We start from the raw sequence: 20,794 nt of genomic DNA, 5'->3' as shown, positions 1-20,794 counted from the left end.
GGGAGGAGCGGCGATGAGCTGGCTGCTGGAGAAGATCAACGGCGGTCTGGTCCGCGTCTTCCTGATCGTCGTGGCGCTGTTCTGGCTGGTGCCGACGATCGGGCTGCTCGCGTCCTCCCTCAGATCCCCGGAGGACATGAGCGCCGACGGCTGGTGGCACGTGTTCGCCAAGCCGTCGCAGCTGACGTTCGACAGCTACCAGAAGCTCCTGGAGAACGGCGACATCACCAACTCCCTCTGGAACACGGTCCTGATCACCGTCCCGGCGACGATCCTGGTCGTGGTCATCGGGGCGCTGGCCGGTTACGCGTTCGCGTGGATGGAGTTCCCGGGCCGGGACTGGTGGTTCCTGGTGGTGGTCAGTCTCCTGGTCGTACCCGTCCAGGTGGCGCTGATCCCGATCGCCGAACTCTTCGGCAAGATCGGCCTGTTCGGGACGATCTTCGGGGTGATCCTCTTCCATGTCGGCTTCGGGCTGCCGTTCGCGGTGTTCCTGCTGCGGAACTTCTTCGCGGAGATCCCGCGCGAGCTGCTGGAGGCGGCTCGCCTGGACGGCGCCGGTGAACTGCGGCTGTTCACCCGGGTGGTGATGCCGCTCGGCGGGCCGGCGATCGCGAGCCTCGGCATCTTCCAGTTCCTGTGGGTGTGGAACGACATGCTGGTCGCGCTGGTGTTCACCAAGTCGGGCACCCAGCCGATCACGGTCGCGCTCCAGACCCAGGTCCGCCAGTTCGGCAACAACGTCGACGTCCTCGCGCCCGGCGCCTTCATCTCGATGGTGATCCCGCTGGCCGTGTTCTTCGCGTTCCAGCGGCAGTTCGTGACGGGGGTGATGGCGGGCGCGGTCAAATGACCGCTCAAGGGGCTTCCGGAGGGGGCGGGCCGGTCATCGGCTCGCCCCCGCCCGTTCACAGAACGTAACCCACATGTCGTAAGGAACCGTAACCAAATCGTTCCATTGGCCGTTCCCGGGCAGAACGCCCGCGCCGACCGACCCATGGATGTGCCTTGCCCAGGTTCAGTGTCATTGTCCCCGCGTACCAGGTCCAGGCGTATCTGCCCGAGTGCCTCGACTCGGTGCTCTCACAGTCGTACCCCGATCTCGAACTGATCGCGGTGGACGACTGCTCGCCGGACGCCTGCGGCACGATCATCGACGAGTACGCGGCCCGCGACGCGCGCGTGAAGGCCCTGCACCTGCCGGAGAACCAGGGCCTGGGCGGCGCCCGGAACGCGGGGATGGCGCAGGCGTGCGGCGACTACCTGCTCTTCCTGGACGGCGACGACACCCTCACCCCGGACGCGCTGCGGGCGATCGCCGACCGGATCAAGGAGACCGGCGACCCGGACGTGCTGGTCCACGACTACGCGCGGACGTTCTGGACGGGCCGGGCGGAGCGCAACAGGGTCGCGCCGCACCTGACCGAACAGGGTCCGGCACCCTTGCGGCTCGACGACCGGCCCGGTCTGCTGCGCGTACTCATGGTGGCCTGGAACAAGGCGTACCGGCGGGAGTTCGTCGAGGAGAACGGCTTCGCCTTCCCGCCCGGCCTCTACGAGGACACGCCCTGGACCTACCCGGTCCTGATGGCCGCCGAGTCGATCGCGACCCTCGACCGGGTCTGCGTGCACTACCGGCAGCGGCGGGGCAGCATCCTCGCCACCACCAGCCGCAGGCACTTCGACATCTTCGAACAGTACGACCGGGTCTTCGCGTTCCTCGCGGAGCGCCCCGAACTGGCGCACTGGCGGCCGGTCCTGTTCCGGCGCATGGTGGACCACTTCTCGACGGTGTTCACCAGTCCGGGCCGGCTTCCGAAAGGCAGCCGCGGGGAGTTCCTGCGCACGGCCCGCGCCCACTACCGCCGCCATCACGCGGTGGGCGCGAACGGCCCCCTCCGCACCCGGCTCCGCCACGCCCTCGTCCATTACGGCCTGCACCGCACCTACCGCGCCCTCCAGTGGGCGGTGTCCGTCCGCCGCCGTGCCCACAAGGCCGGCGTGAAGTCCGTGCGCGGCCTGCGCTCCGCCCTGCTCCAGCTGCACTACCGCGTACAGCTGCGCCTCCCGCTGCGGGCCGACCGCGCGGTCTTCGCCGCCTACTGGAACCGCGGCCACAGCTGCAACCCGGGCGCGCTGGAGAAGGCGTTCCGCACCCACGCCCCGCACATCCGCACCGCCTGGATCGCCCGTCCGGAACACCACCACACGATCCCGCCGGGCCCGCGCCGGCTGCGGCCGGGCACCTTCGCCTACTGGACGGCGCTGGCCCGCTCCAAGTACCTGGTCAACAACGTGAACTTCGACCGGCGGCTGCGCAAGCGCCCCGGCCAGGTGTTCGTGCAGACCCAGCACGGCACCCCGCTCAAGCACATGGGCCTCGACCTCCAGGAGCACCCGGCGGCTGCCGCCGGCATGGACTTCGAGGAGCTCCTGCGGGGCGTCGACAAGTGGGACTACGTCCTGTCCGCCAACCGCCACACCACCCTGACCTGGGAGCGTGTCTACCCCGGCGGCTACCGGACCCTCGAGTACGGCTACCCGCGCAACGACGTCTTCCTGCAGGCCACCTCGGCCGACGTCACCCGCATCCGGGAGTCGCTCGGCGTCCCCGAGGGCGCCGTCGCCCTCCTGTACGCCCCCACCCACCGCGACTACCGGCGCACCCAGCGCCCCGCCCTCGACCTGGACCGGATCGTGCGCCGTCTCGGCCCGCGCTTCGTGATCCTGGCCCGCGCCCACTACTGGCAGGGCGGCCCGCTCGCCTCCGCGGACCGGGTGATCGACGTCAGCGACCACCCCAGCGTGGAGTCCCTCTGCCTGGCCGCGGACGCGCTGGTCACCGACTACTCCTCCCTGATGTTCGACTACGCCAACCTGGACCGGCCGATCGTCGTGCACACCGAGGACTGGGACGCCTACCACGCGGCCCGCGGCACCTACTTCGACCTGCGCTCCAGCCCGCCCGGCGCGGTCGCCCGCACCGAGGACGAGCTGATCGACATCTTCGCCACCGGCCACTGGCGCGGCTCCCGCTCCGCCCAGCTGCGCGCCGCGTTCCGCGAGCGGTACTGCCGCTACGACGACGGACGCGCCGCCGAGCGGGTCGTACGGCACGTGGTGCTCGGCGAGACGGCCGGGCTGCCGGAGTTCGTCCCGCTGGAGCAGCGGCACCCCGTGCCCTCGGCGGCATCGGGGCTCGCCCACTCCCCGCTGGCCACCGTTCCGCAACCTTCCGGACATCCGCCCGTCACCGAGAGCCGCTGAACGCCGTTTGCCTTGCAGGGAGTGCCCTCATGCCCCCCAACACCTCGCGGCCCGCTCCGTCCCGGCCGTCCACCTGGCGGCCGACGGGAAGGCCGGGCCGCATGCACACCTGAGAAAGAGCAGCATGCCCCGCTTCAGCATCATCGTCCCGTCCCACGGGGTCGCCGGCCGGCTGTCCCAGGCGCTGGACTCGGTCCTCGCCCAGTCCTTCGGCGACCTGGAGCTGATCCCGGTCTGCGACGCGCCCGACGCCCCGGCCGCCCCGGTCGCCGCCGCCTACGCCGAGCGGGACTCCCGGGTGGCCCCGGTGCACTCCCCGCCGTCCGCCGGGCTGAGCGGCGCCCGGAACACCGGGATGCGGGCGGCGCACGGCACGTACCTGCTCTTCCTCGACGGCGACGACGTCCTGGTCCCGGGCGCGCTGGCGCTGCTCGACGCCCGGCTCGCCGAGACCGGTGACGTGGACGTCCTGTATGCCGAGCACGAGCGGGTCCCCTGGTGGGAGGGCGAGCCGGCCAACCCGGCGGCCCCCCTGCTGGCCGGCCTCCCGGACGGCGCGTTCACCCCGGACCGGGCCCCGCGGCTGACCGGCGTGGCCCTGCCGGCCTGGAGCGCGGTCTACCGCCGGTCCTTCCTCACCGAGCGGCACCTGCGCTTCCCGGACGGGCACTTCACGGACCTCGGCTGGGGCGGTCTGACCACCGTCGCCGCGGAGCGGATCGCGGTGCTGCGCTCGGTGGTCGTACGGCACCGGCTGCGCCGGCAGGGCAGCCGGCTGAACCTGCCGGGACCGCACCAGGGGGAACTCCTCGACCAGGCGGAGCTGGTACTGGACCGGGCCGCCGCGCTGCCCGGCGACCGGGCGCGGGCACTGTTCGAGCAGGTCTTCGCGGTGGTGCTGCGGACGGCCGCGCGGCCGGAGCGGATGCCGTCCGGGCACCGGGCGTTCTTCCGGCGGGCGGCCCTGTTGCATCGCACGCACCGGCCGGACGGGTTCCGGATGCCGGGCGGCAGCGTGGGTGTCCAGCACCGGCTCCTGGCGGCGGGCGCGTACACGCCGTTCCGCGTGCTCCGCGGCGCCAACCGGATCGCCGCCGGCGCCGCCGGGTGGCTGCCGCGCCCGCCCCTGCCGCTCACCCGGCTCCGGTACGCCCTCGACCTGCGCCGCCCGCTGGACGCGAACCTCGCCGTGTACTGCGCCTACTGGGGGCGCGGCTACGTCTGCAACCCGGCCGCGATCCACGCCGTGGCCCGTGAACTCGCCCCGCACATCCGCTCGGTGTTCCTGGTCGAGGCCGGCCAGGAACACGGCGTGCCGGACGACGTCGAGTCCGTGGTGATCGGCAGCCGCCGGTACTGGGAGGTGCTGGCCCGCGCCAAGTACCTGGTGAACAACGCGAACTTCGCCGAGGGGGTCGTCAAGCGGCCCGGCAGCGTCCACCTGCAGACACAGCACGGCACCCCGCTGAAGAAGATGGGCGTCGACCAGTCGACGTACCCGGTGGTCGCCGCCCGGACCGGCAGCTTCACCAGGCTGCTCGGCCGCGTCGACCGCTGGGACTTCAACCTCTCCTCCAACCGCCACTCCACCCAGACCTGGGAACGCGCCTTCCCCGGCTCGTACCGGACCCTGGAGTACGGCTATCCGCGCAACGACGTCTACTACACGGCGTCCGCCCACGACGTGGTCCGGGCCCGCCGCAGACTGGGCGTCCCCGACGGCCGGACGGCCGTGCTGTACGCGCCCACCCACCGCGACCACCACACCGGCTTCGAGCCCGGCCTCGACCTGGAGGCGTTCTGCGAGGCGGCCGGCGAGGACGTCGTCGTGCTGCTGCGCGCGCACTACTTCTACGACCGGGGCCGTCCGGCGGGCACCGGCCGGGTCATCGACGTCACCGCCCACCGCTCCGCCGAGGACGTGTGCCTGGCCGCGGACGCGCTGATCACCGACTACTCCTCCATCATGTTCGACTACGCCAACCTGGACCGGCCGATCGTCGTCTACGCCGACGACTGGGAGGTCTACCGGCAGACCCGGGGCGTCTACTTCGACCTGATGGCCGAACCGCCGGGGCCGGTCGCCCACACCCCCGAGGAGCTGGCCCGGATCTTCCGTGACGGCTCCTACCGGGGCCCGGAGTCCCGGCGGCTGCGGGCCGACTTCCGCGCGCGGTTCTGCCAGTTCGACGACGGGCTGGCCGCCGAACGGGTGGTACGGCGGGTGTTCCTCGGAAGGCCGCCCGAGGACGTCCCGACGGTGATCCCGCTCGCCGAACGCCTGCCCGCTCCGCCCGCGACCCTCGTCAGGAGCTGACCGTGCCCCGACTCAGTGTGATCATCCCCTGTTTCATGGTGCAGGGCTTCCTCCGCGAGTGCCTCGACTCGGTCCTGGAGCAGTCCTTGCACGACATCGAGGTGATCGCCGTCGACGACCGCTCCCCGGACGGCTGCGGCGCGATCCTCGACGAGTACGCGGCCCGCGACCCGCGCGTGAAGGTCCTGCACCTGCCGGAGAACGTCGGGCTCGGCCGTGCCCGCAACGCCGGACTCCCGCACGCCACCGGTGACTTCCTCCTGTTCCTCGACAGCGACGACACCCTCACGCCGGGCGCGCTGCGCGCGATCGCCGACCGGCTGGCGGAGACCGGCGACCCGGACGTGCTGGTCTTCGACTACGCCCGCACCTACTGGTGGGGCGGGACCCGGCGCAACGCCCTGGCAGAGGTGCTCAGTTCGGCCGACGGCGTCTTCACCGCGGCGGAACGCCCCGAAGTTCTCGACCTGTTGATGGTGGTGTGGAACAAGGCCTACCGGCGTGGCTTCGTCGAGGAGAACGGCTTCCAGTTCCCGCCGGGCTACTACGAGGACACCCCCTGGACCTTCCCGGTCATGCTCAGCGCGGCCCGGATCGCCACCCTCGACCGGATCTGCCTGAACTACCGCCAGCGCCGGCAGGGCAACATCCTGTCCACCACCAGCCGCAAGCACTTCGACGTCCACGAGCAGTACAAGCGGGTCTTCGCCTTCGTCGACGCCCGCCCGGAACTGGCCGGCTGGCGGCCCTACCTGCACCGGAAGATGGGCGAGCACTGCCTGGACATCCTCGCCAAACCGGACCGGCTGCCGCCCGCCGCCAGGGGCGAGTTCTTCCAGCGGACCGCGGAGCTGTACCGGGCGTTCCGGCCGGAGGGGGCCGACCTCGGTGTGCTGGGCGGGTCGTACGCGTCGTACCGGCTGCGGGAACGGGCCGGGCGGGCCGGCAGGGCGGGCGGCAGGCAGGCTCTGCGGGTGCGGCGGGCGGCGGGCGCCCGGGCCCGGCGCGCGCTGACCGGGCTCCACGGCCTGCGTCCGCTGGACGAGGAACTGGTCCTGTACTCGGCGGCCTCGCACCAGGGGCTGCGCGGCGACCCGGCGGCCGTGTACCGGGCGGCCCGGGAGATCGCTCCGGGGCTGCGTGGCGTCTGGGTGGTGCGGGACGCGGAGGTCGCGGCGGAGCTGCCGGCCGGCGTGGAGCACGTGCTGCTGGACTCCCCGCAGTACCTGCGGCTGACCGCCCGCGCGAAGTTCTTCGTCAACGACGTCAACTGGCCCGGCACGCTGGTGAAACGGCCCGGCAGCGTGCACGTCCACACCCACCGGGGCACCCCGCTCAAGTACGTGGGCGCCGACCTGCTGGGCAAGCCCGGCGCCCGGCTCGGTTTCGACGTGCCGCAGATGCTGCGCCGGGCCGACCGCTGGGACCACAGCCTGGTCGCCAACCGCCACTCGGAGCTGGTGTGGGAGCGGGCCTACCCCTGCCACTTCGCCTCGGCCCGCACGGGCAGCCCGCGCAACGACGTCCTGGTCACCGGCGGCCCGACGGACTTCCGGGCCCGGCACGGCATTCCGGCCGACCACACCGTGGTGCTCTACGCGCCGACCCGCCGCGACTACGTCCGGGGCGGTCACGTCGACCGGATCGACCTGGCCCAATTCGCCGCCGACCTCGGGGAGGGGCACACGCTGGTGGTCCGGCTGCATCCGGGCCTCGCGACCGGGCCGGCGCGCGGGATGGGCCTGGCCGAGCTGCACCGGCGCGGAATCGTGGTCGACGCGACCGGTGAACCGCATGCCGAGGAGGTCATGCTGGCCTCGGACGCCCTGGTCACCGACTACTCGTCCCTCATGTTCGACTACGCCAACCTCGACCGGCCGATCGTCGTGCACGCCGACGACTGGGCCGCGTACACGGCGAGCCGGGGCGCCTATCTCGACATCACCGCCGAGGCGCCGGGCCATGTCTCGCGCTCCTACCGGGAGCTGGCCTGGCTGTTCGCCTCGGGCAGCTGGCGGGACGAGGAATCGGCCCGGCTGCGGGCCGACTTCCGGTGCCGGTTCTGCGAGTTCGACGACGGCAGGGCCGCCGAACGGGTCGTACGGACGCTGCTGCTCGGCGAGTCCACGCCGGAGCCGACCCGGGTGCCGGGTCCGGCCGGCGCGCGTGACCTGCTGGCGTCGACGTGAGACCGCGCACCTGGGTGCTGGTACTGGCCGGCGTCTTCGCGGTGCTGCAACTCGCGAACGTGACCGGGCGGGACACGCCGGACTCCAAGAACTACGTGTCGTACGCGCTGACCCTGGCCGGGACGGGCAAGCGGGAAGCGGCGGCCGAGACGGTGGACTGGGTGTGCGCCGGCAAGGCGTCTGCGGCAGAGCGCGCACAGCGCGTGGACGTGGTGCGCTTCCACGCGCCCAGTCCGGCGGGGCGGGTGTTCGCTCAGTGCCGGGCCGGTGAACTGCGCCGGGTGGAGCGGCGGTTGCGGGCCGGGGGCGCGCAGACGGACGGGCACGTCGTGCCGTTCGTGGCCCCTCGGCTGCGGCGGATCTTCGAGGTGCGGCCGGGGTATCCGGTGTTCCTGGTGCCGTTCGTCACCGTGTTCGGGGTGACGTGGGGAGTGTGGCTGGCGAGTGTGCTGGTCGCGGGCGCGGGCGGGGTGCTGGTCTTCCTGGTGCTGCGGACGGTGTCGGTACCGGTGCCGCTCGCGCTGACCGGGCAGGCCCTGTACTACGTCCTGCCGGTCGGCACGACCGCGATGCGGCCGATGGCGGAGGGCCTGATGCTGGCCCTGACCCTGACGGCGCTGTGGGGCTGCGCGCTGGTCCTCACCGGGCGGGCGGGGACGGAGGCGGCGCGGGCGGAGGCGGCGCGGGCGGAGGCGGCGCGGGCGCCGACCGCGCGGCTGGGGAGGCCACGCCTGGGGACGGCGCGAGTGGGGACGGCGCGAGTGGGGACGGCGTTGGTCGCGGGCGCGCTGGTCGCGTTGTTCGCCGTGAAGCACTCGCAGGCGCTCTTTCTCGGCGCGTGCCTGGCCGGGGCCGCGGCACTGGTCGCGCTGTGGCGCCGCCGCCGGGACGGGCGGAGCCCCGGGCGCGGGGTGGCCGTGATCGCGGCGGTGGGGTGCGGCGCGGTGGCCGGCACCCTGCTCCTCGCCCGGCTGCTGCGCTACCCCTCCGAGGCGGAGAGCGTGCAGGACCTGCTGACCGGCCACTACGCCCACCCGGACCGGGCCCATCCGTGGCGGGAGTTCCTCCATCTGGAGTTCGACTTCTGGGTGGAGTGGCTGCGGCGGCAACTGTCGGCGCCGCTGTTCCCGGCCGCGCTGGCGGCCGGGGCGTGCGGCGCGCGGCGGCGGCCCGCCTTCGGTGTCTTCCTGCTGGCGGCCGCCGCGACCGGGATCCTCACCCAGGCCGGCCACCCCGACATCACCATCTTCGGCGACCGGCTGATCGTGCTGGCGTGGCTGCTGCCGGTGGTGGGCGTGCCGTTGCTCCTCGAACCGCTGGTGCACCGGCCGGTCCCGGTCCCCCCGCAAGGGGCGCCCAGGGCGGTCGGCATCACTCGATGAGGTGACGGACGGCAACACGGTCGGGGCGGGCGGGAACACTTGGCAAATGGTCCGTCCCGTCCGTTTCCTCCGGTGAGCACCGGCGCCCTGCTCCGGCGCGCCGCTCGTGGCTCCACCGCCCTGCGCGGCGGCCGCGTCCGCAGACTCACCCCGTACCAGGTCTTCGGCGTGCTGTTCTGGCTGCTGATGACCCTGGCCTTCTGGCGGGTGCCGCCGTGCTGCGAGGCCGGACTGCACGCGGCGGCGGTGGCCCGGCTGCGGGCGGGCCTGACGGACACCGCCGTCTCCCCGTACGTACTCGCCCAGGGCACGCTCGCCCGGCTGGCCGGCCTGTCGGGGTGGCAGCTGCTGCGGGCGTGCGGTCCGCTGAACCTGCTGGTGCTGCTGACGGGCCTCGGCCGCCTGGTCCGGGTCCTCACCCCGCGGCCGTGGGCGCCGGTGCTGGCGCTGGCCTTCCTGTCCCTGCTGTGGGGCACGCGGCCGGCGTGGGGCGGGGGCTCGCTGGCCCTGCTGCCGCTGACCGGCAGCCTCGGCTACCCGTCCGCGTTCGCCCTCGGCCTGACCCTCTGGGCCTGGGCCCTGACCGGCGCCCGCGCCCGCGATCTGCGCCGGGTGCGCTATGTCGGCCCGAGCGGCCTGCGCAGCCTGTCCGGCTACGCGGCGCTCGGCCTGCTGTACGGGACGGTGGCGCTGATCGACCCGGTGACCGGGGCGGGCGCGGCGGCCGGCGCGGTGGCGTTCGTGGCGGGGTGGCAGCGGGGGTGGCGGTGCGCGGTGTGGGGGCGGTGGGCGCTGATGTGCGCGGTGGCGGTGGCCGCGCTCGCCTTCGGGACGCATGCCCGCGTGCTGCCGCCGTCCCCGTACGGGCCGTACGCCGGTGCGGGTGAGTGGGGCGGCCGGTGCTGGCTGGCGCTGCTCGGGGTCCCGGCTCTGTGGCTGCGGGCTCGGCGGGCGGGCGGGTCGGCTGCGTGCGGTTCGGTGCGGCCCGCGGGCTGGCGTGATCCGCTCGTGCTGTTGTTCGCCCTGGAGTGCCCGGTGCTGGTGTGCGGGCGGCTCTTCGGGCTGCTCGGGCTCGTGCTGCTGGCGCCGCAGTGTGCGCTCGCCGTGGAGCTGGCGGCGGAGCGGCCGTGGTGCCGGTGGCGGCGGATGCTGGGCTGGGCCGCGGCCGGCGGGATCTGCCTGGGCTTTGTGGCCGCGCAGGCCGGAGCGGTCGTACCGCGCTCGGTGGACCCGGTCGGCTTCGCCCAGCCGCCGCGCTGGCCGTCGTACGACTGGGCGGCCCGGCACATCGGCCCGGGGGAACCGGTGGTCACGGACGCCTACTACGCCCTCCGGCTGCTCCCCGGCTACGGCATCGACCTGACCGACGGGCACGACCACCGCCCCCGGGTGCGCTGGCTGCTGCTGACACGGCAGGAGCGGCTGCCCGCGGAGGCGGTGGTGGTGGACTGGAGCCGGCGGACCGGGGAGGTGCTCGCGCGGCTCACCCGGACGGGGGACACGTCCCCGGTGCCGCCGACTACTCGGTCGGCTACTGGATCGGTTACTCGATGACGAGCTCGACCGGGATGTTGCCCTTGGTGGCCTTGGAGTAGGGGCAGAAGTCGTGGGCCTGGTGGACCAGCTTCTCGCCGCTCTCGTTGGCGAGCGCCTCGGGAAGCTCGACGCGCAGGGTGACCTTGAGCGCGAAGCCGCCGTCGGACTCGTCCTTGCCGATGCCGACCTCGGCGGTCACGGAGATCTCGCCGGTGTCGACCTTGGCCTGGCGGCCGATGGCGCCGAGGGCGCTGGCGAAACAGGCGGCGTAACCGGCGGCGAAGAGCTGCTCGGGGTTGGTGCCCTGGCCGTTGCCGCCCAGCGCCGGCGGGAACGCCAGCGTGAGGTCCAGCTGCCCGTCCGAGCTGACCGCCCGTCCTTCCCGGCCGGTGGCGGTGGCGGCTGCGGTGTAGAGCGCGTCCATGGAAGACCATCCCTCTCGAAGTGCTCGAAGCATCGGTGTCCGGCGGCTCCCGTTCCCGCCGCCCTCACGAGCACAAGTAGAGCACACAATTCAATTGCCCACAACTAAATGACCCGCAAGCGCTACGCTTGAGCCATGACCACGACGACCCCGACCCCCAGCCCCGCGCCCGAGGCGGAGTGGCTCCGCCTGGACCGCCAGATCTGCTTCTCCCTGCACGCCGCGTCCCGCGCCTTCAACGGCGTCTACCGCGTGATCCTCAAGGACCTCGGGCTCACCTACCCGCAGTACCTGGTGATGCTGGTGCTGTGGGAACAGGGCGACCTGCCGGTCAAGAGGCTCGGCGAACACCTGCGCCTGGACTCCGGCACCCTCTCCCCGCTGCTCAAGCGCCTGGAGGCGGCGGGCCTGGTGCACCGCGAGCGCAGCGCGCGCGACGAACGCTCGGTGGAGGTACGGCTGACCGAGGAGGGGACCGCACTGCGGGAGCGGGCGCTGCAGGTGCCGCGGAGGATCGTGGCGGCGACGGGCTTCGACGTGGAGGAGATCCGGGACCTGAAGGCACGGCTGGATCAACTGACGGGGACCCTGGACGCGGCGGCCTTGGAGGAGGGTTCCTGCTGAAAGGGGTCTCTTGGAGCGACGGGCCCCTTGGAGCGCCCCTTCGGCGAAGCGCCCCGTCAGGGGCGCGGGGCTGTCGTCGATGCGCCGCTGCCGCCGCGTGGGCGCGACCAGCCCCCACCACTCCGCAGCCCGGACTCCTCCGAACCCCCTCGAACCGGCCGCACATACAACCGAAGCGCAACCCGGTCGATCACCATCTCCTCCCGCAGCACGAACTGCTGGTTCAGCACAGCGAACTTCGCCCGCTCCGTCCCCAACCGCGGCCGATACCCGCTCACCAGCGCGTACTTCTCCATCACGGCCCACACCTCGTCGGCACCCGCCAACCTCCGCCGCAGCGTCCCCACCCCCACCTCACGGCCGTACAACGTCCCGGACTCCGGCCCCGGTTCGGCCAGTGCGACGTCCCGCGTGCCCTTGAAGTCGGCGGGATACGCGAGCTCCGCCCCGCGCGCGTGGGACGGCAGGAACAGCACGGGGTCGCCGGGCCGCAGCACACGAGCGACGGCCGCCGCGACCGCACCGAGGTCGTCCGGACGGGTGCCCGGCACCCGGTCCGCCCGCAGCAGCGGCACCTGGTGGGCGAAGGCGAGGAGAACCGCCAGAACCCCGGCCAGGGTGAGCGCGGGCGACCGGGGCGCGGTCCGCGTGCCGTGGGACCAGAGCCGGCCGAGCACCCGGACGACCTGGTCCGCGCCGAGCGCCACCAGCAACGGCGCCCCGGCGAGCGCGTACAGCACATACCGGTCGACGTACAGCGGCGTGAACTGCGAGGCCAGCATCAGCGCCACCGGTGGCAGCACCGCGAGCGGAAGCGCGACCGCCGCGAGGGTCACCTCGCCGCGCCGGCCCACCAGCCGCGTCAGCCCGAACAGCCCGAGCGCCAGGCTCGCCCAGTACACCCCGTCGGTCGGTCCGAGGTACTGGCGCAGCAACTCCTGCGCGGTCTCCACGTCCGGCTCCCGCAGCCAGGCCACCTGGGCCGACTGCCCGCGCGAGACCACGACCATCGGCAGCAGCGACAGCGCCACGCCGCCGGCCGCGCAGCCCCACCCCCGCCACACCCTTCCCGACGAACGGGCCAGCGCCAGGGTTCCCGCGTGCGCGAGCAGCAGCAGGACGGCGAACTCGTGCAGCCAGCAGGTGACTCCGAGGACGGCGCCGTACCACCACCAGGCCCGCCGCCCCTCCTCCCGGACCGCCCGGACCAGGAGCAGCGTCGCGCCGGTGGCGCCCGCGGCGACCAGGGCGTACGAGCGGCCCTCCTGCGCGTAGTGGCCGACCAGCGGGGTGACCGCGTACAGCAGCCCGGCCCACAGGCCGACGCGCGGCCGGGCCAGGCGGCTGCCGAGCGCGGCCACCAGACCCGCGGTCCCGGCCGCCGCGCACACCGAGGGCAGCCGGAGGACGACCTCGCCGGGGTGCCCGGGGTCGGCGGCGAGGATGTAGTGCATCAGCAGGTAGTACAGGCCGTGCACCGCGTCGACGTCGTGCAGCAGCCGCCAGATCTGCGGCACCGTGCGCCGGGCGACCTGGTAGGTGACGGCCTCGTCGCGCCACATGCCGCCGCGGTGCAGCCCCCAGAACCCGACGGCGAGCATCACCGCGGCCGGGAGGGCCACGACGAGCTGCCGGGCGGCCCGCGGCCAGCGGGGCGGGCCGCCCAACGGGCGCGACCGACTCCGTGGAGCCGGCCGGCTGTCGACTTCTGTCCGTGTCGTTCGCGGATGTGCTTTTACGAGAGGCCCGATACTCACCACGGCCCGATCTTTTGCGATTAGCCAACCTTTGCCGGGTAATGACGGCGTATCGGCATGGATACACCATCCGCGCGGCTTACGCTCGCGGTCGATGAATCACCACCCGTACACTCCGCTTCCGCGCGTCCCGTTCACCCCGCCTGTTCGACTCCCCCGGCTCCGCCGCCCACCCGGCCTCCCCCGTCTCCTCTGCCTCACCGCCGCCTGGATCGCCACGCGTGCGCTGATGCTGTGGCTCCTCGCCCACAACAACGAGCGACCCCTGGGGCACGGATCGGTCGCGCGTGAAGTGTGGCGGCTGTACTTCCACTGGTACGGCGTGCTGTCGCACGGCGCGTTCCCGGCGCACGACACGCTGTGGCAGTACCCGCCGGGTGCCGGCGCGGTGCTGCTGGCGCCGGGGCTGGTGCCCGGACTGAGCTACTTCCAGGCGTTCGTGGCGCTCACCCTGGCCACCGACGCGTTGGTCACGGCGGCACTCGCCCGCGCGGGCAGGCGCCCCGGGCGCACCCTGCTCGGCGCCGCGCTGTGGACCGGCGGCCTGCCTCTCCTGCTGCACCTCCCGCTGGCCCGCTACGACGTGGAGGTGACCGCCTTCGCCGTGCTCTCCCTGCTGGCGCTGTCGCGCTCCACGCGCGCGTGCGGTGCACTCGCGGCGCTGGGCGCGTTGGTCAAGGTGTGGCCGGCGCTGGTGCTGCTGGGCCTGGAGCGCGGGCGTCCGACCCGCAGGGCGTGGCTGAGCGCGGCCCTGACGGGGACCGTGGCCCTCGCCGCCTTCGTGGTGTCGTTCCGCAATCCGCTCGCGTTCCTCCGTGAGCAGGGCGGCCGGGGCGTGCAGGTCGAGTCGCTCGGCGGGACCGCGCTGAGCCTCGCGCGGCACGCCGGCTGGCGGGGCACCACCCGCTACCAGTACGGCGCCATCGAACTGGTCGGCCCGCACGTGCGCGCGGTCGCGACCGCCTCCCTCGCGCTCACCGCGGCCGCCTTCGCGCTGCTGCTGGTGTGGCGGGTACGGGCCAGGCACTGGTCCCCGGCCACCCCGTACGACGCGGCGCTGAGCGCCGTGCTCCTCTTCACCGTCACCAGCCGGGTGATCAGTCCGCAGTACATGATCTGGCTGCTCGGCCTGGCCGCCGTCTGCCTGACCTCACGGCACACCACCCAGCGACCGGTCGCCGCGCTGATCGTGGCGGCGACCGCGCTCAGTGCCGTCGCCTACCCCGCGTTCTACGCCGAGGTCGTCCACTGCACCTGGACCGGCTGTCTGCTGATGCTCGCCCGCAACGGCCTGCTGGCCACGGCCGCCGTGCTCTCCCTCACCCGGCTGTGGCGCGCCACCCGCCGCCGCGGGAACACGTCACGTGTCCGCCTGACCGCGTCGAGCCAGGTCGCCCGTCCGCAGATGTCGGCGGCACCTGGTTCACTGAGGGGTGACCGCGGCTGACGAACACCACGGGCCAATCACGGAGGGGACGGCCATACATGACCTGGCTGATCACCGGCGGCGCCGGCTACATCGGGGCGCATGTCGTACGCGCGATGGCGGAGGCGGGCGAGCGGACGGTGGTGTACGACGACCTGTCCACCGGCATCGCCGAGCGCCTGCCGGAGGACGTGCCGCTGGTGACGGGCTCCACCCTCGACGGTGAGAAGGTCGCGCGTGTCCTGGCCGAGCACGAGGTGACCGGGGTCGTGCACCTGGCGGCGAAGAAGCAGGTCGGCGAGTCGGTGGGCCGTCCGCTGCACTACTACCACGAGAACGTCGAGGGTCTGCGCGTCCTGCTCCAGGCCGTGACGGAGGCCCGTGTCCCGTCCTTCGTGTTCTCCTCCTCGGCGGCGGTCTACGGCATGCCGGACGTCGACCCGGTGACGGAGGAGACGCCGTGCGTGCCGATGTCGCCGTACGGCGAGACGAAGCTGGCGGGCGAGTGGCTGGTCCGCGCGACGGGCCGAGCCACCGGACTGTCCACCGCCTCGCTCCGCTACTTCAACGTGGCCGGCGCGGCCCGCCCCGAACTCGCCGACGTCGGCGTCTACAACCTTGTCCCGATGGTCTTCGAGAAGCTCACGGAGCACGCCCCGCCGCGCATCTTCGGCGACGACTATCCGACACCGGACGGCACCACCATCCGCGACTACATCCACGTGGTGGACCTCGCCGAGGCCCACGTGGCCGCGGCCCGCGCGCTCCAGGCCGAGCCGGGCCGCGAACTCACCCTCAACATCGGGCGCGGCGAGGGCGTGTCGGTCCGCGAGATGATCGACCGCATCAACGCCGTCACCGGCTACGACCTCCCCCCGGCCGTCACCGCGCGCCGCCCCGGCGACCCGGCCCGCGTCGTCGCCTCCGCCGACCGCATCACCGCCGAACTCGGCTGGAAGGCCAAGCACGACGTCCAGGACATGATCACCTCAGCCTGGGAGGGCTGGCTCCGCCTGCATCCGGAGGCATCCCGAACCTGACACACCGCCCGCCCCCAGGCACGCGACGCCTCCGGCCGGGCCGCCGGCCGAGACCACCGGCCCGACCGCCGGACGCGCGACGCCACGGGCCCGACCGCCAACGCGCGAAACCACCGGGCTCCGGCCGTCAGGTGCCTGAGGATCGGTGCCTGAGGATCCGTCACTCTGCCGTTCTGCGGGCCTGTTTGACTTGGTCGGCGATGGCCCAGGCGTCTGCCACCGGGCCCACGTGGCCGAGTTTGTCGGGGTTGAGGACCAGGCGGATCGCCTGGATGCGGCCGTCGAGGATGTCGAGGGCGAAGGTCTGGAGGACCCTGCCGTCGCGGTCGCGGAAGATCGCGCCGGGCTGGCCGTTGACCTCGTGCTGCTCGCAGGTGACGTCGATCCGGAACAGCAACGGGACGACGGCGGCGAGGAGGCGGGCCACGTTCTGGGCACCCAGCACGGCGCGGGCCAGCTGCGGGGCTTTGCCGCCGGCGTCGCCCACCAGCGACACGTCGGCGGCGAGCAGGTCCTGCAGGCCGCCCATGTCTCCTTCGTGGAGGGCCTCGAAGAAGCGCGCGGCCAGTTCGTCGCGTTCCCTGCGGTCCGCCTCGAAGCGGGGGCGGCCCTCGGCCATGTGGCGCCGGGCCCGGACCGCCAGCTGGCGGCAGGCCGCCTCCGAGCGGCCCACCGCGGACGCGACCTCGGGGAAGCCGAAGTCGAACACCTCGCGCAGGACGAACACCGCGCGTTCCAGGGGGCTGAGCCGCTCCAGGAGCAGCAGGGCCGCCATCGACACCGAGTCGGCCAGCTCCGCCGACCGCGCGGGGTCCTCGTAAGGGTCGGCGAGCAGCGGCTCGGGGAACCACGGGCCGACGTACGCCTCGCGCCGGACCCGGGCCGAGCGCAGCACGTCGATCGAGATCCGGGTCACCGCGGCCGACAGGAACGCCTTCGGCGACCTGACCTCCGTCGGCGAGCCGGCCAGCCGCAGCCAGGCCTCCTGGACGGCGTCCTCGGCCTCGCCGACGCTGCCCAGCAGCCGGTACGCGATCGAGAACAGCAGCGGCCGCAGCTCCTGGAACTCCTCGGTCCTGTCCTTCATGTCCACTCCCCCATGTCCCCTGTCCCGGTGCCCCGTCAGAAGGAGCCCGGGCCGAACCGGCCCACCGCGACGACCAGCGCCAGCGCCAGGTAGAACAGGTTCAGCGCCACGAACGCCCGCTCGCCGCGCCGCCCGTGGGTGATCATCGCGCCGACCATCAGCAGGACCCAGGCGGTGGCGGTCACCGGCACCAGTTCCGGCGCGATGCCGGTGACCGCGGGCAGGACCAGGCCCGCCGCGGCCAGGAGTTCGAGGATGCCGAGCGTCCGCACGAAACCGTCGCCGACGTCACCGGTCCAGCCGCCGCCGTGCGCCGCGGCCAGCTTCTCCCGAGGCACGAACGTCTTGCTGATCCCGCCTGCCAGCGCCACCGCGGCGAGCAGCCCGGCCGTGATCCACAGCGCGAGGTTCATCGTCCACTCCCTGTCCGAGGATGCCTGCGCCCTCTACGACGAGACAGCCGCGGCGCCTGTGACATCCACCGTCGGGTGGTCACAGCGCCTTGAGCGCCTCCGTGGTCCCGCGGGCCAGCGCCGCCAGATACCCCTTCGGCAGCTTCGGGGTGCGGATCACCACCGAGCGCCAGTACAGCGGACCGGAGATCAGGTCCATGGCCAGGTCTTCGTCGAGGCCCTCGGCGAGTTCACCGCGCCGCTGCGCCGCCTCGATGATCTTGCTGGCGACGCCCTCCTGGCCCTCGCGCAGCGTCTTCTGCATGGCCTCGGCGATCTCCGGGTTGCGGGCCGCCTCGGCCTGCAGGTCCGGGATGATCTGCGAGGCGACCGGGTGGCGCAGCGCACGGGACGTGACCTCGTACAGCAGTCGCAGGTCGCCCTCCAGGGAGCCGGTGTCGGGCACCGGCAGGCCCATCACGGCTAGGGCGGAGACGACGTCGAGGACCAGGTGCAGCTTGGAGCGCCAGCGGCGGTAGACGGCGGTCTTGCCGACGCCGGCGCGGCGCGCGATGCCCTCGATGGACATCCGGGCATACCCGACCGCCGCGAGCTCCTCGAAGACGGCGGCCCGGATGGCCTCGGTCACGTCCTCGCGGAGGACGGCCGCCCCGGCGGGGGCTCGTCGGCGCGGACGCGTCTGGGACTCCTCGGCGTTCGTCGTCATGTCTCCCAGCATAGGGGCGTAACGACGAAACGGTTGCGTTCCGACGGCGCACCGGCACTGGGCCGCCACCCGAACGCCGCAAGGCTGCCGCACCGCGATCGCGCTGAACGCGCCCCAGGTCACCGCCGTACCGAACACGTGCCCACAGGACACCGCAACGAATCGGTCGCGTCACGACCTCGAAAGTGTTACGGCACACATCCCTCCGTGACGACGAAACGGTTGCGTTCCGACGCTGAATCCGCTTACGCTCCCGTTGCGACGATACGGTCCCGTCCCGACGTAAGAAAACGTGAAGAGAAGCGTAAGGAAACGCCGGATGTACGGGCCCGGCGCCCAGCCGGACGCCGCACCCCCACCCCCCGAGTGAAAGCAGCGGATGTGACCCAGGTCCTTCACACACCGCCCCCGGCCCCGGTCACGGCCGAGGACGACCTCGCGGCGCTCGCCGCCCGGTACGGTCTCTCGGTCAGCGGCGCCCGTCCCTCCCTGCCGGAGTACGTCCGCCAGCTGTGGGCGCGGCGCCACTTCATCACCGCGTTCGCCACCGCCAAGCTCACCGCCCAGTACGCCCAGGCGAAGCTCGGCCAGGTCTGGCAGGTCATGACCCCGCTGCTGAACGCGGCGGTGTACTACTTCATCTTCGGTGTCCTGCTGGACACCAAGCGCGGCGTCCCCGACTACATCCCGTTCCTCGTCACGGGCGTGTTCATCTGGACGTTCACGCAGAGCTCGATCATGGTCGGCACCCGCGCGATCTCGGGCAACCTCGGCCTCGTCCGCGCCCTGCACTTCCCGCGGGCCGCGCTCCCCATCTCCTTCTGCCTCCAGCAGCTCCAGCAGCTGCTGTTCTCCATGGCCGCCCTGGCCGTCATCCTGCTCTGCTTCGGCGTTCCGGTGGCCGCCTCCTGGCTGCTGGCGATCCCGGCGCTGATCCTGCAGTTCACCTTCAACGCCGGCTTCGCGATGATCATGGCCCGGTGGGGTGCCAAGACGCCCGACATCGCCCAGCTGATGCCGTTCGTGCTGCGCACCTGGATGTACATCTCCGGCGTCATGTGGAACATCGACAAGCTGACCAAGAACCACCACGGTCTGCCGAGCTGGGTGAACCCGGTGCTCAAGGACAACCCGGCCGCCGTCTACATCGACCTGATGCGCTTCTCCCTGATCGACAGCTTCCACGCCAGCCAGCTGCCGCCGCACGTGTGGATCGTCGCGACGGGCTGGGCCCTGGTCTTCGGCGTCGGCGGGTTCATCTACTTCTGGAAGGCTGAGGAGACGTACGGCCGTGGCTGACAACGTGAGCGACACCCCCAGCATGAGCGACACCCCCGACGTACGTGAGCCCCGCGCCGTGAGCGACGTCCCCACCGTCGTCTGCGACGGCGTCGACATCGTCTACCGGGTCAACGGCACGGGCGCCGGCCGCGGCTCCGCCACCGCAGCCCTCAACCGGATGCTGCGCCGCAAGCACGCGGAGCAGGCGGCCGGCGTCCGCAAGGTGCACGCGGTCAAGAACGTCTCCTTCGTCGCCTACAAGGGCGAGGCGATCGGCCTGATCGGCAGCAACGGGTCCGGCAAGTCGACCCTGCTCAAGGCGGTCGCGGGCCTCCTCCCCGTGGAGAACGGCGCCATCTACACCGACGGCCAGCCCTCCCTCCTCGGCGTCAACGCGGCCCTGATGGGCGACCTGACCGGTGAGAAGAACGTCTACCTCGGCGGCCTCGCCATGGGCATGTCCCGCGAGGAGATCAAGGAGCGCTACCAGGACATCGTCGACTTCTCCGGCATCAACGAGAAGGGCGACTTCATCACCCTGCCGATGCGCACCTACTCCTCCGGCATGGGCGCCCGGCTCCGCTTCTCCATCGCCGCCGCCAAGGACCACGACGTCCTGCTCATCGACGAGGCCCTGGCCACCGGTGACGCGTCCTTCCGCATGCGGTCCGAGGAGCGGATCCGCGAGCTGCGCCAGCACGCGGGCACGGTCTTCCTGGTCAGCCACAACAACAAGTCCATCCGCGACACCTGCGAGCGGGTGCTGTGGCTGGAGCGCGGTGTGCTGCGCATGGACGGGCCCACCGAGGAGGTCCTCGCCGAGTACGAGGCCTTCAGCGGCGACAAGTCCGACAAGGCGAAGGCGAAGGCGAAGCCCAAGCCGCAGCCCAAGGTCGCCCAGCCCTCCTGAGGCAGGACCCGCTCACGCCCATGAGCCGCGCCGTCGCTACACGGCGCGGCTCGTGTCCGTCTGGAACACCCACGTCCGGTAGACGAGGAAACGGAAAGCGGAGGCGAGCACGATCGACAGCGCCTTCACCACATTGGATTCCAGCGGCCCGTCCAGACCGAGGCCGCTATAACCGGCGTAGAACAGACCGCTTTCCAGCACGACACCGAGTCCGCTGAAGACGAAGAAAAGTGCGATCTGCTGTCGTGTGCGCGAGGACCGGTCGCGATAGGCGAAAAACCGGAAGCCCACGTAATTGGTCGCCATCGCCAGGCAGCTGGCCGCCATCGTCGCGGCCATGGCCGGCCAACGCACCCCGTGCAGCAGCACGTTGAAGGCCAGGAAATTGACGAGGACTCCGCTGCCGCCGACGACCGCGAATTTCACGACTTCGAG

At 72.5% G+C, this 20,794-nt stretch carries 17 protein-coding genes; 11 read left to right on the top strand and 6 right to left on the bottom strand.

Annotation, left to right across the window (positions count from 1 at the left end; genetic code table 11):
- Window positions 1–13: 13 nt before the first annotated feature.
- The 6 genes from JF597_RS40540 (at window position 14) to JF597_RS40515 (ending at window position 10,709) form a co-directional block, all read left to right on the top strand.
- Entirely contained in the window at window positions 14–853 is an 840-nt protein-coding gene (locus JF597_RS40540; RefSeq protein WP_294008555.1) for a carbohydrate ABC transporter permease, read from the top strand.
- Window positions 854–1,008: 155 nt separating this feature from the next.
- The gene (locus JF597_RS40535; RefSeq protein ID WP_294008554.1) at window positions 1,009–3,267 is read left to right on the top strand and encodes a bifunctional glycosyltransferase family 2 protein/CDP-glycerol:glycerophosphate glycerophosphotransferase; all 2,259 of its coding nucleotides are present in this window, start codon (window positions 1,009–1,011) and stop codon (window positions 3,265–3,267) included.
- A 124-nt stretch (window positions 3,268–3,391) separates the two neighbouring features.
- Entirely contained in the window at window positions 3,392–5,584 is a 2,193-nt protein-coding gene (locus JF597_RS40530) for a bifunctional glycosyltransferase/CDP-glycerol:glycerophosphate glycerophosphotransferase (RefSeq protein WP_294008553.1), read from the top strand.
- A gap of 2 nt (window positions 5,585–5,586) precedes the next feature.
- Entirely contained in the window at window positions 5,587–7,773 is a 2,187-nt protein-coding gene (locus JF597_RS40525; protein ID WP_294008552.1) for a bifunctional glycosyltransferase/CDP-glycerol:glycerophosphate glycerophosphotransferase, read from the top strand.
- On the top strand, window positions 7,770–9,155 hold the full coding sequence (locus JF597_RS40520; protein ID WP_294008551.1) for a hypothetical protein: 1,386 nt from the start codon (window positions 7,770–7,772) through the stop codon (window positions 9,153–9,155). Before JF597_RS40525 ends, JF597_RS40520 begins: the two co-directional genes overlap by 4 nt.
- A 72-nt stretch (window positions 9,156–9,227) precedes the next feature.
- Complete coding sequence (locus JF597_RS40515) at window positions 9,228–10,709, top strand: hypothetical protein (protein WP_294008550.1); 1,482 nt, start codon at window positions 9,228–9,230, stop codon at window positions 10,707–10,709.
- Here the strand turns inward: JF597_RS40515 and JF597_RS40510 are convergent.
- Complete coding sequence (locus JF597_RS40510; RefSeq protein ID WP_294008549.1) at window positions 10,699–11,115, bottom strand: organic hydroperoxide resistance protein; 417 nt, start codon at window positions 11,113–11,115, stop codon at window positions 10,699–10,701. The genes JF597_RS40515 and JF597_RS40510 overlap by 11 nt on opposite strands.
- A 135-nt stretch (window positions 11,116–11,250) precedes the next feature.
- Here JF597_RS40510 and JF597_RS40505 point away from each other — a divergent pair, with 135 nt between their 5' ends.
- The gene (locus JF597_RS40505; protein ID WP_294008548.1) at window positions 11,251–11,739 is read left to right on the top strand and encodes a MarR family transcriptional regulator; all 489 of its coding nucleotides are present in this window, start codon (window positions 11,251–11,253) and stop codon (window positions 11,737–11,739) included.
- Window positions 11,740–11,795: 56 nt separating this feature from the next.
- Here JF597_RS40505 and JF597_RS40500 read toward each other — a convergent pair whose 3' ends face one another.
- Window positions 11,796–13,406 carry a glycosyltransferase family 39 protein gene (locus tag JF597_RS40500; RefSeq protein ID WP_366916514.1) on the bottom strand — a complete coding sequence of 537 codons (1,611 nt, stop codon included), beginning with the start codon at window positions 13,404–13,406 and terminating at the stop codon, window positions 11,796–11,798.
- Between the two features lie 319 nt (window positions 13,407–13,725).
- Here JF597_RS40500 and JF597_RS40495 point away from each other — a divergent pair, with 319 nt between their 5' ends.
- Both JF597_RS40495 and galE read left to right on the top strand, forming a co-directional pair.
- Window positions 13,726–14,943, top strand: coding sequence for a glycosyltransferase 87 family protein (locus JF597_RS40495; protein WP_294008562.1), 1,218 nt, complete (start codon window positions 13,726–13,728; stop codon window positions 14,941–14,943).
- A 38-nt stretch (window positions 14,944–14,981) separates the two neighbouring features.
- Window positions 14,982–15,962, top strand: a complete 981-nt coding sequence (gene galE / locus JF597_RS40490) for a UDP-glucose 4-epimerase GalE (RefSeq protein WP_294008547.1) — start codon at window positions 14,982–14,984, stop codon at window positions 15,960–15,962.
- A gap of 160 nt (window positions 15,963–16,122) precedes the next feature.
- Here galE and JF597_RS40485 read toward each other — a convergent pair whose 3' ends face one another.
- The 3 genes from JF597_RS40485 to JF597_RS40475 all read right to left on the bottom strand — a co-directional run bounded on the left by JF597_RS40485 (window position 16,123) and on the right by JF597_RS40475 (window position 18,168).
- Window positions 16,123–17,049, bottom strand: coding sequence for an RNA polymerase sigma-70 factor (locus JF597_RS40485; protein ID WP_294008546.1), 927 nt, complete (start codon window positions 17,047–17,049; stop codon window positions 16,123–16,125).
- Between the two features lie 35 nt (window positions 17,050–17,084).
- Window positions 17,085–17,462, bottom strand: coding sequence for a DoxX family protein (locus tag JF597_RS40480; protein ID WP_294008545.1), 378 nt, complete (start codon window positions 17,460–17,462; stop codon window positions 17,085–17,087).
- Between the two features lie 79 nt (window positions 17,463–17,541).
- Window positions 17,542–18,168 (bottom strand): TetR/AcrR family transcriptional regulator, encoded by a 627-nt coding sequence (locus JF597_RS40475; RefSeq protein ID WP_294008544.1) that lies wholly within the window; start codon window positions 18,166–18,168, stop codon window positions 17,542–17,544.
- A gap of 381 nt (window positions 18,169–18,549) precedes the next feature.
- Between JF597_RS40475 and JF597_RS40470 the strand changes: the two genes are divergently transcribed.
- On the top strand, window positions 18,550–19,467 hold the full coding sequence (locus JF597_RS40470) for an ABC transporter permease (RefSeq protein WP_294008543.1): 918 nt from the start codon (window positions 18,550–18,552) through the stop codon (window positions 19,465–19,467).
- A 22-nt stretch (window positions 19,468–19,489) separates the two neighbouring features.
- Window positions 19,490–20,359 (top strand): ABC transporter ATP-binding protein, encoded by an 870-nt coding sequence (locus tag JF597_RS40465; RefSeq protein ID WP_294008561.1) that lies wholly within the window; start codon window positions 19,490–19,492, stop codon window positions 20,357–20,359.
- 36 nt (window positions 20,360–20,395) lie between these two features.
- Here the strand turns inward: JF597_RS40465 and JF597_RS40460 are convergent.
- The coding region (locus JF597_RS40460; protein WP_294008542.1) for a GtrA family protein at window positions 20,396–20,794 on the bottom strand (399 nt) is incomplete at its 5' end.

Source organism: Streptomyces sp., assembly GCF_019510245.1.
GTDB lineage: Bacteria > Actinomycetota > Actinomycetes > Streptomycetales > Streptomycetaceae > Streptomyces.
This window is presented reverse-complemented; position numbering and strand designations above follow the sequence as displayed.

Coding starts and splice junctions, on each gene's coding strand:
- JF597_RS40495 (WP_294008562.1), top strand. CDS start 13,726: ATGCTGTGGCTCCTCGCCCACAACAACGAGCGACCCCTGGGGCACGGA.
- JF597_RS40540 (WP_294008555.1), top strand. CDS start 14: ATGAGCTGGCTGCTGGAGAAGATCAACGGCGGTCTGGTCCGCGTCTTC.
- JF597_RS40505 (WP_294008548.1), top strand. CDS start 11,251: ATGACCACGACGACCCCGACCCCCAGCCCCGCGCCCGAGGCGGAGTGG.
- JF597_RS40475 (WP_294008544.1), bottom strand. CDS start 18,168: ATGACGACGAACGCCGAGGAGTCCCAGACGCGTCCGCGCCGACGAGCC.
- JF597_RS40530 (WP_294008553.1), top strand. CDS start 3,392: ATGCCCCGCTTCAGCATCATCGTCCCGTCCCACGGGGTCGCCGGCCGG.
- JF597_RS40465 (WP_294008561.1), top strand. CDS start 19,490: ATGAGCGACACCCCCGACGTACGTGAGCCCCGCGCCGTGAGCGACGTC.
- galE (WP_294008547.1), top strand. CDS start 14,982: ATGACCTGGCTGATCACCGGCGGCGCCGGCTACATCGGGGCGCATGTC.
- JF597_RS40510 (WP_294008549.1), bottom strand. CDS start 11,115: ATGGACGCGCTCTACACCGCAGCCGCCACCGCCACCGGCCGGGAAGGA.
- JF597_RS40485 (WP_294008546.1), bottom strand. CDS start 17,049: ATGAAGGACAGGACCGAGGAGTTCCAGGAGCTGCGGCCGCTGCTGTTC.
- JF597_RS40480 (WP_294008545.1), bottom strand. CDS start 17,462: ATGAACCTCGCGCTGTGGATCACGGCCGGGCTGCTCGCCGCGGTGGCG.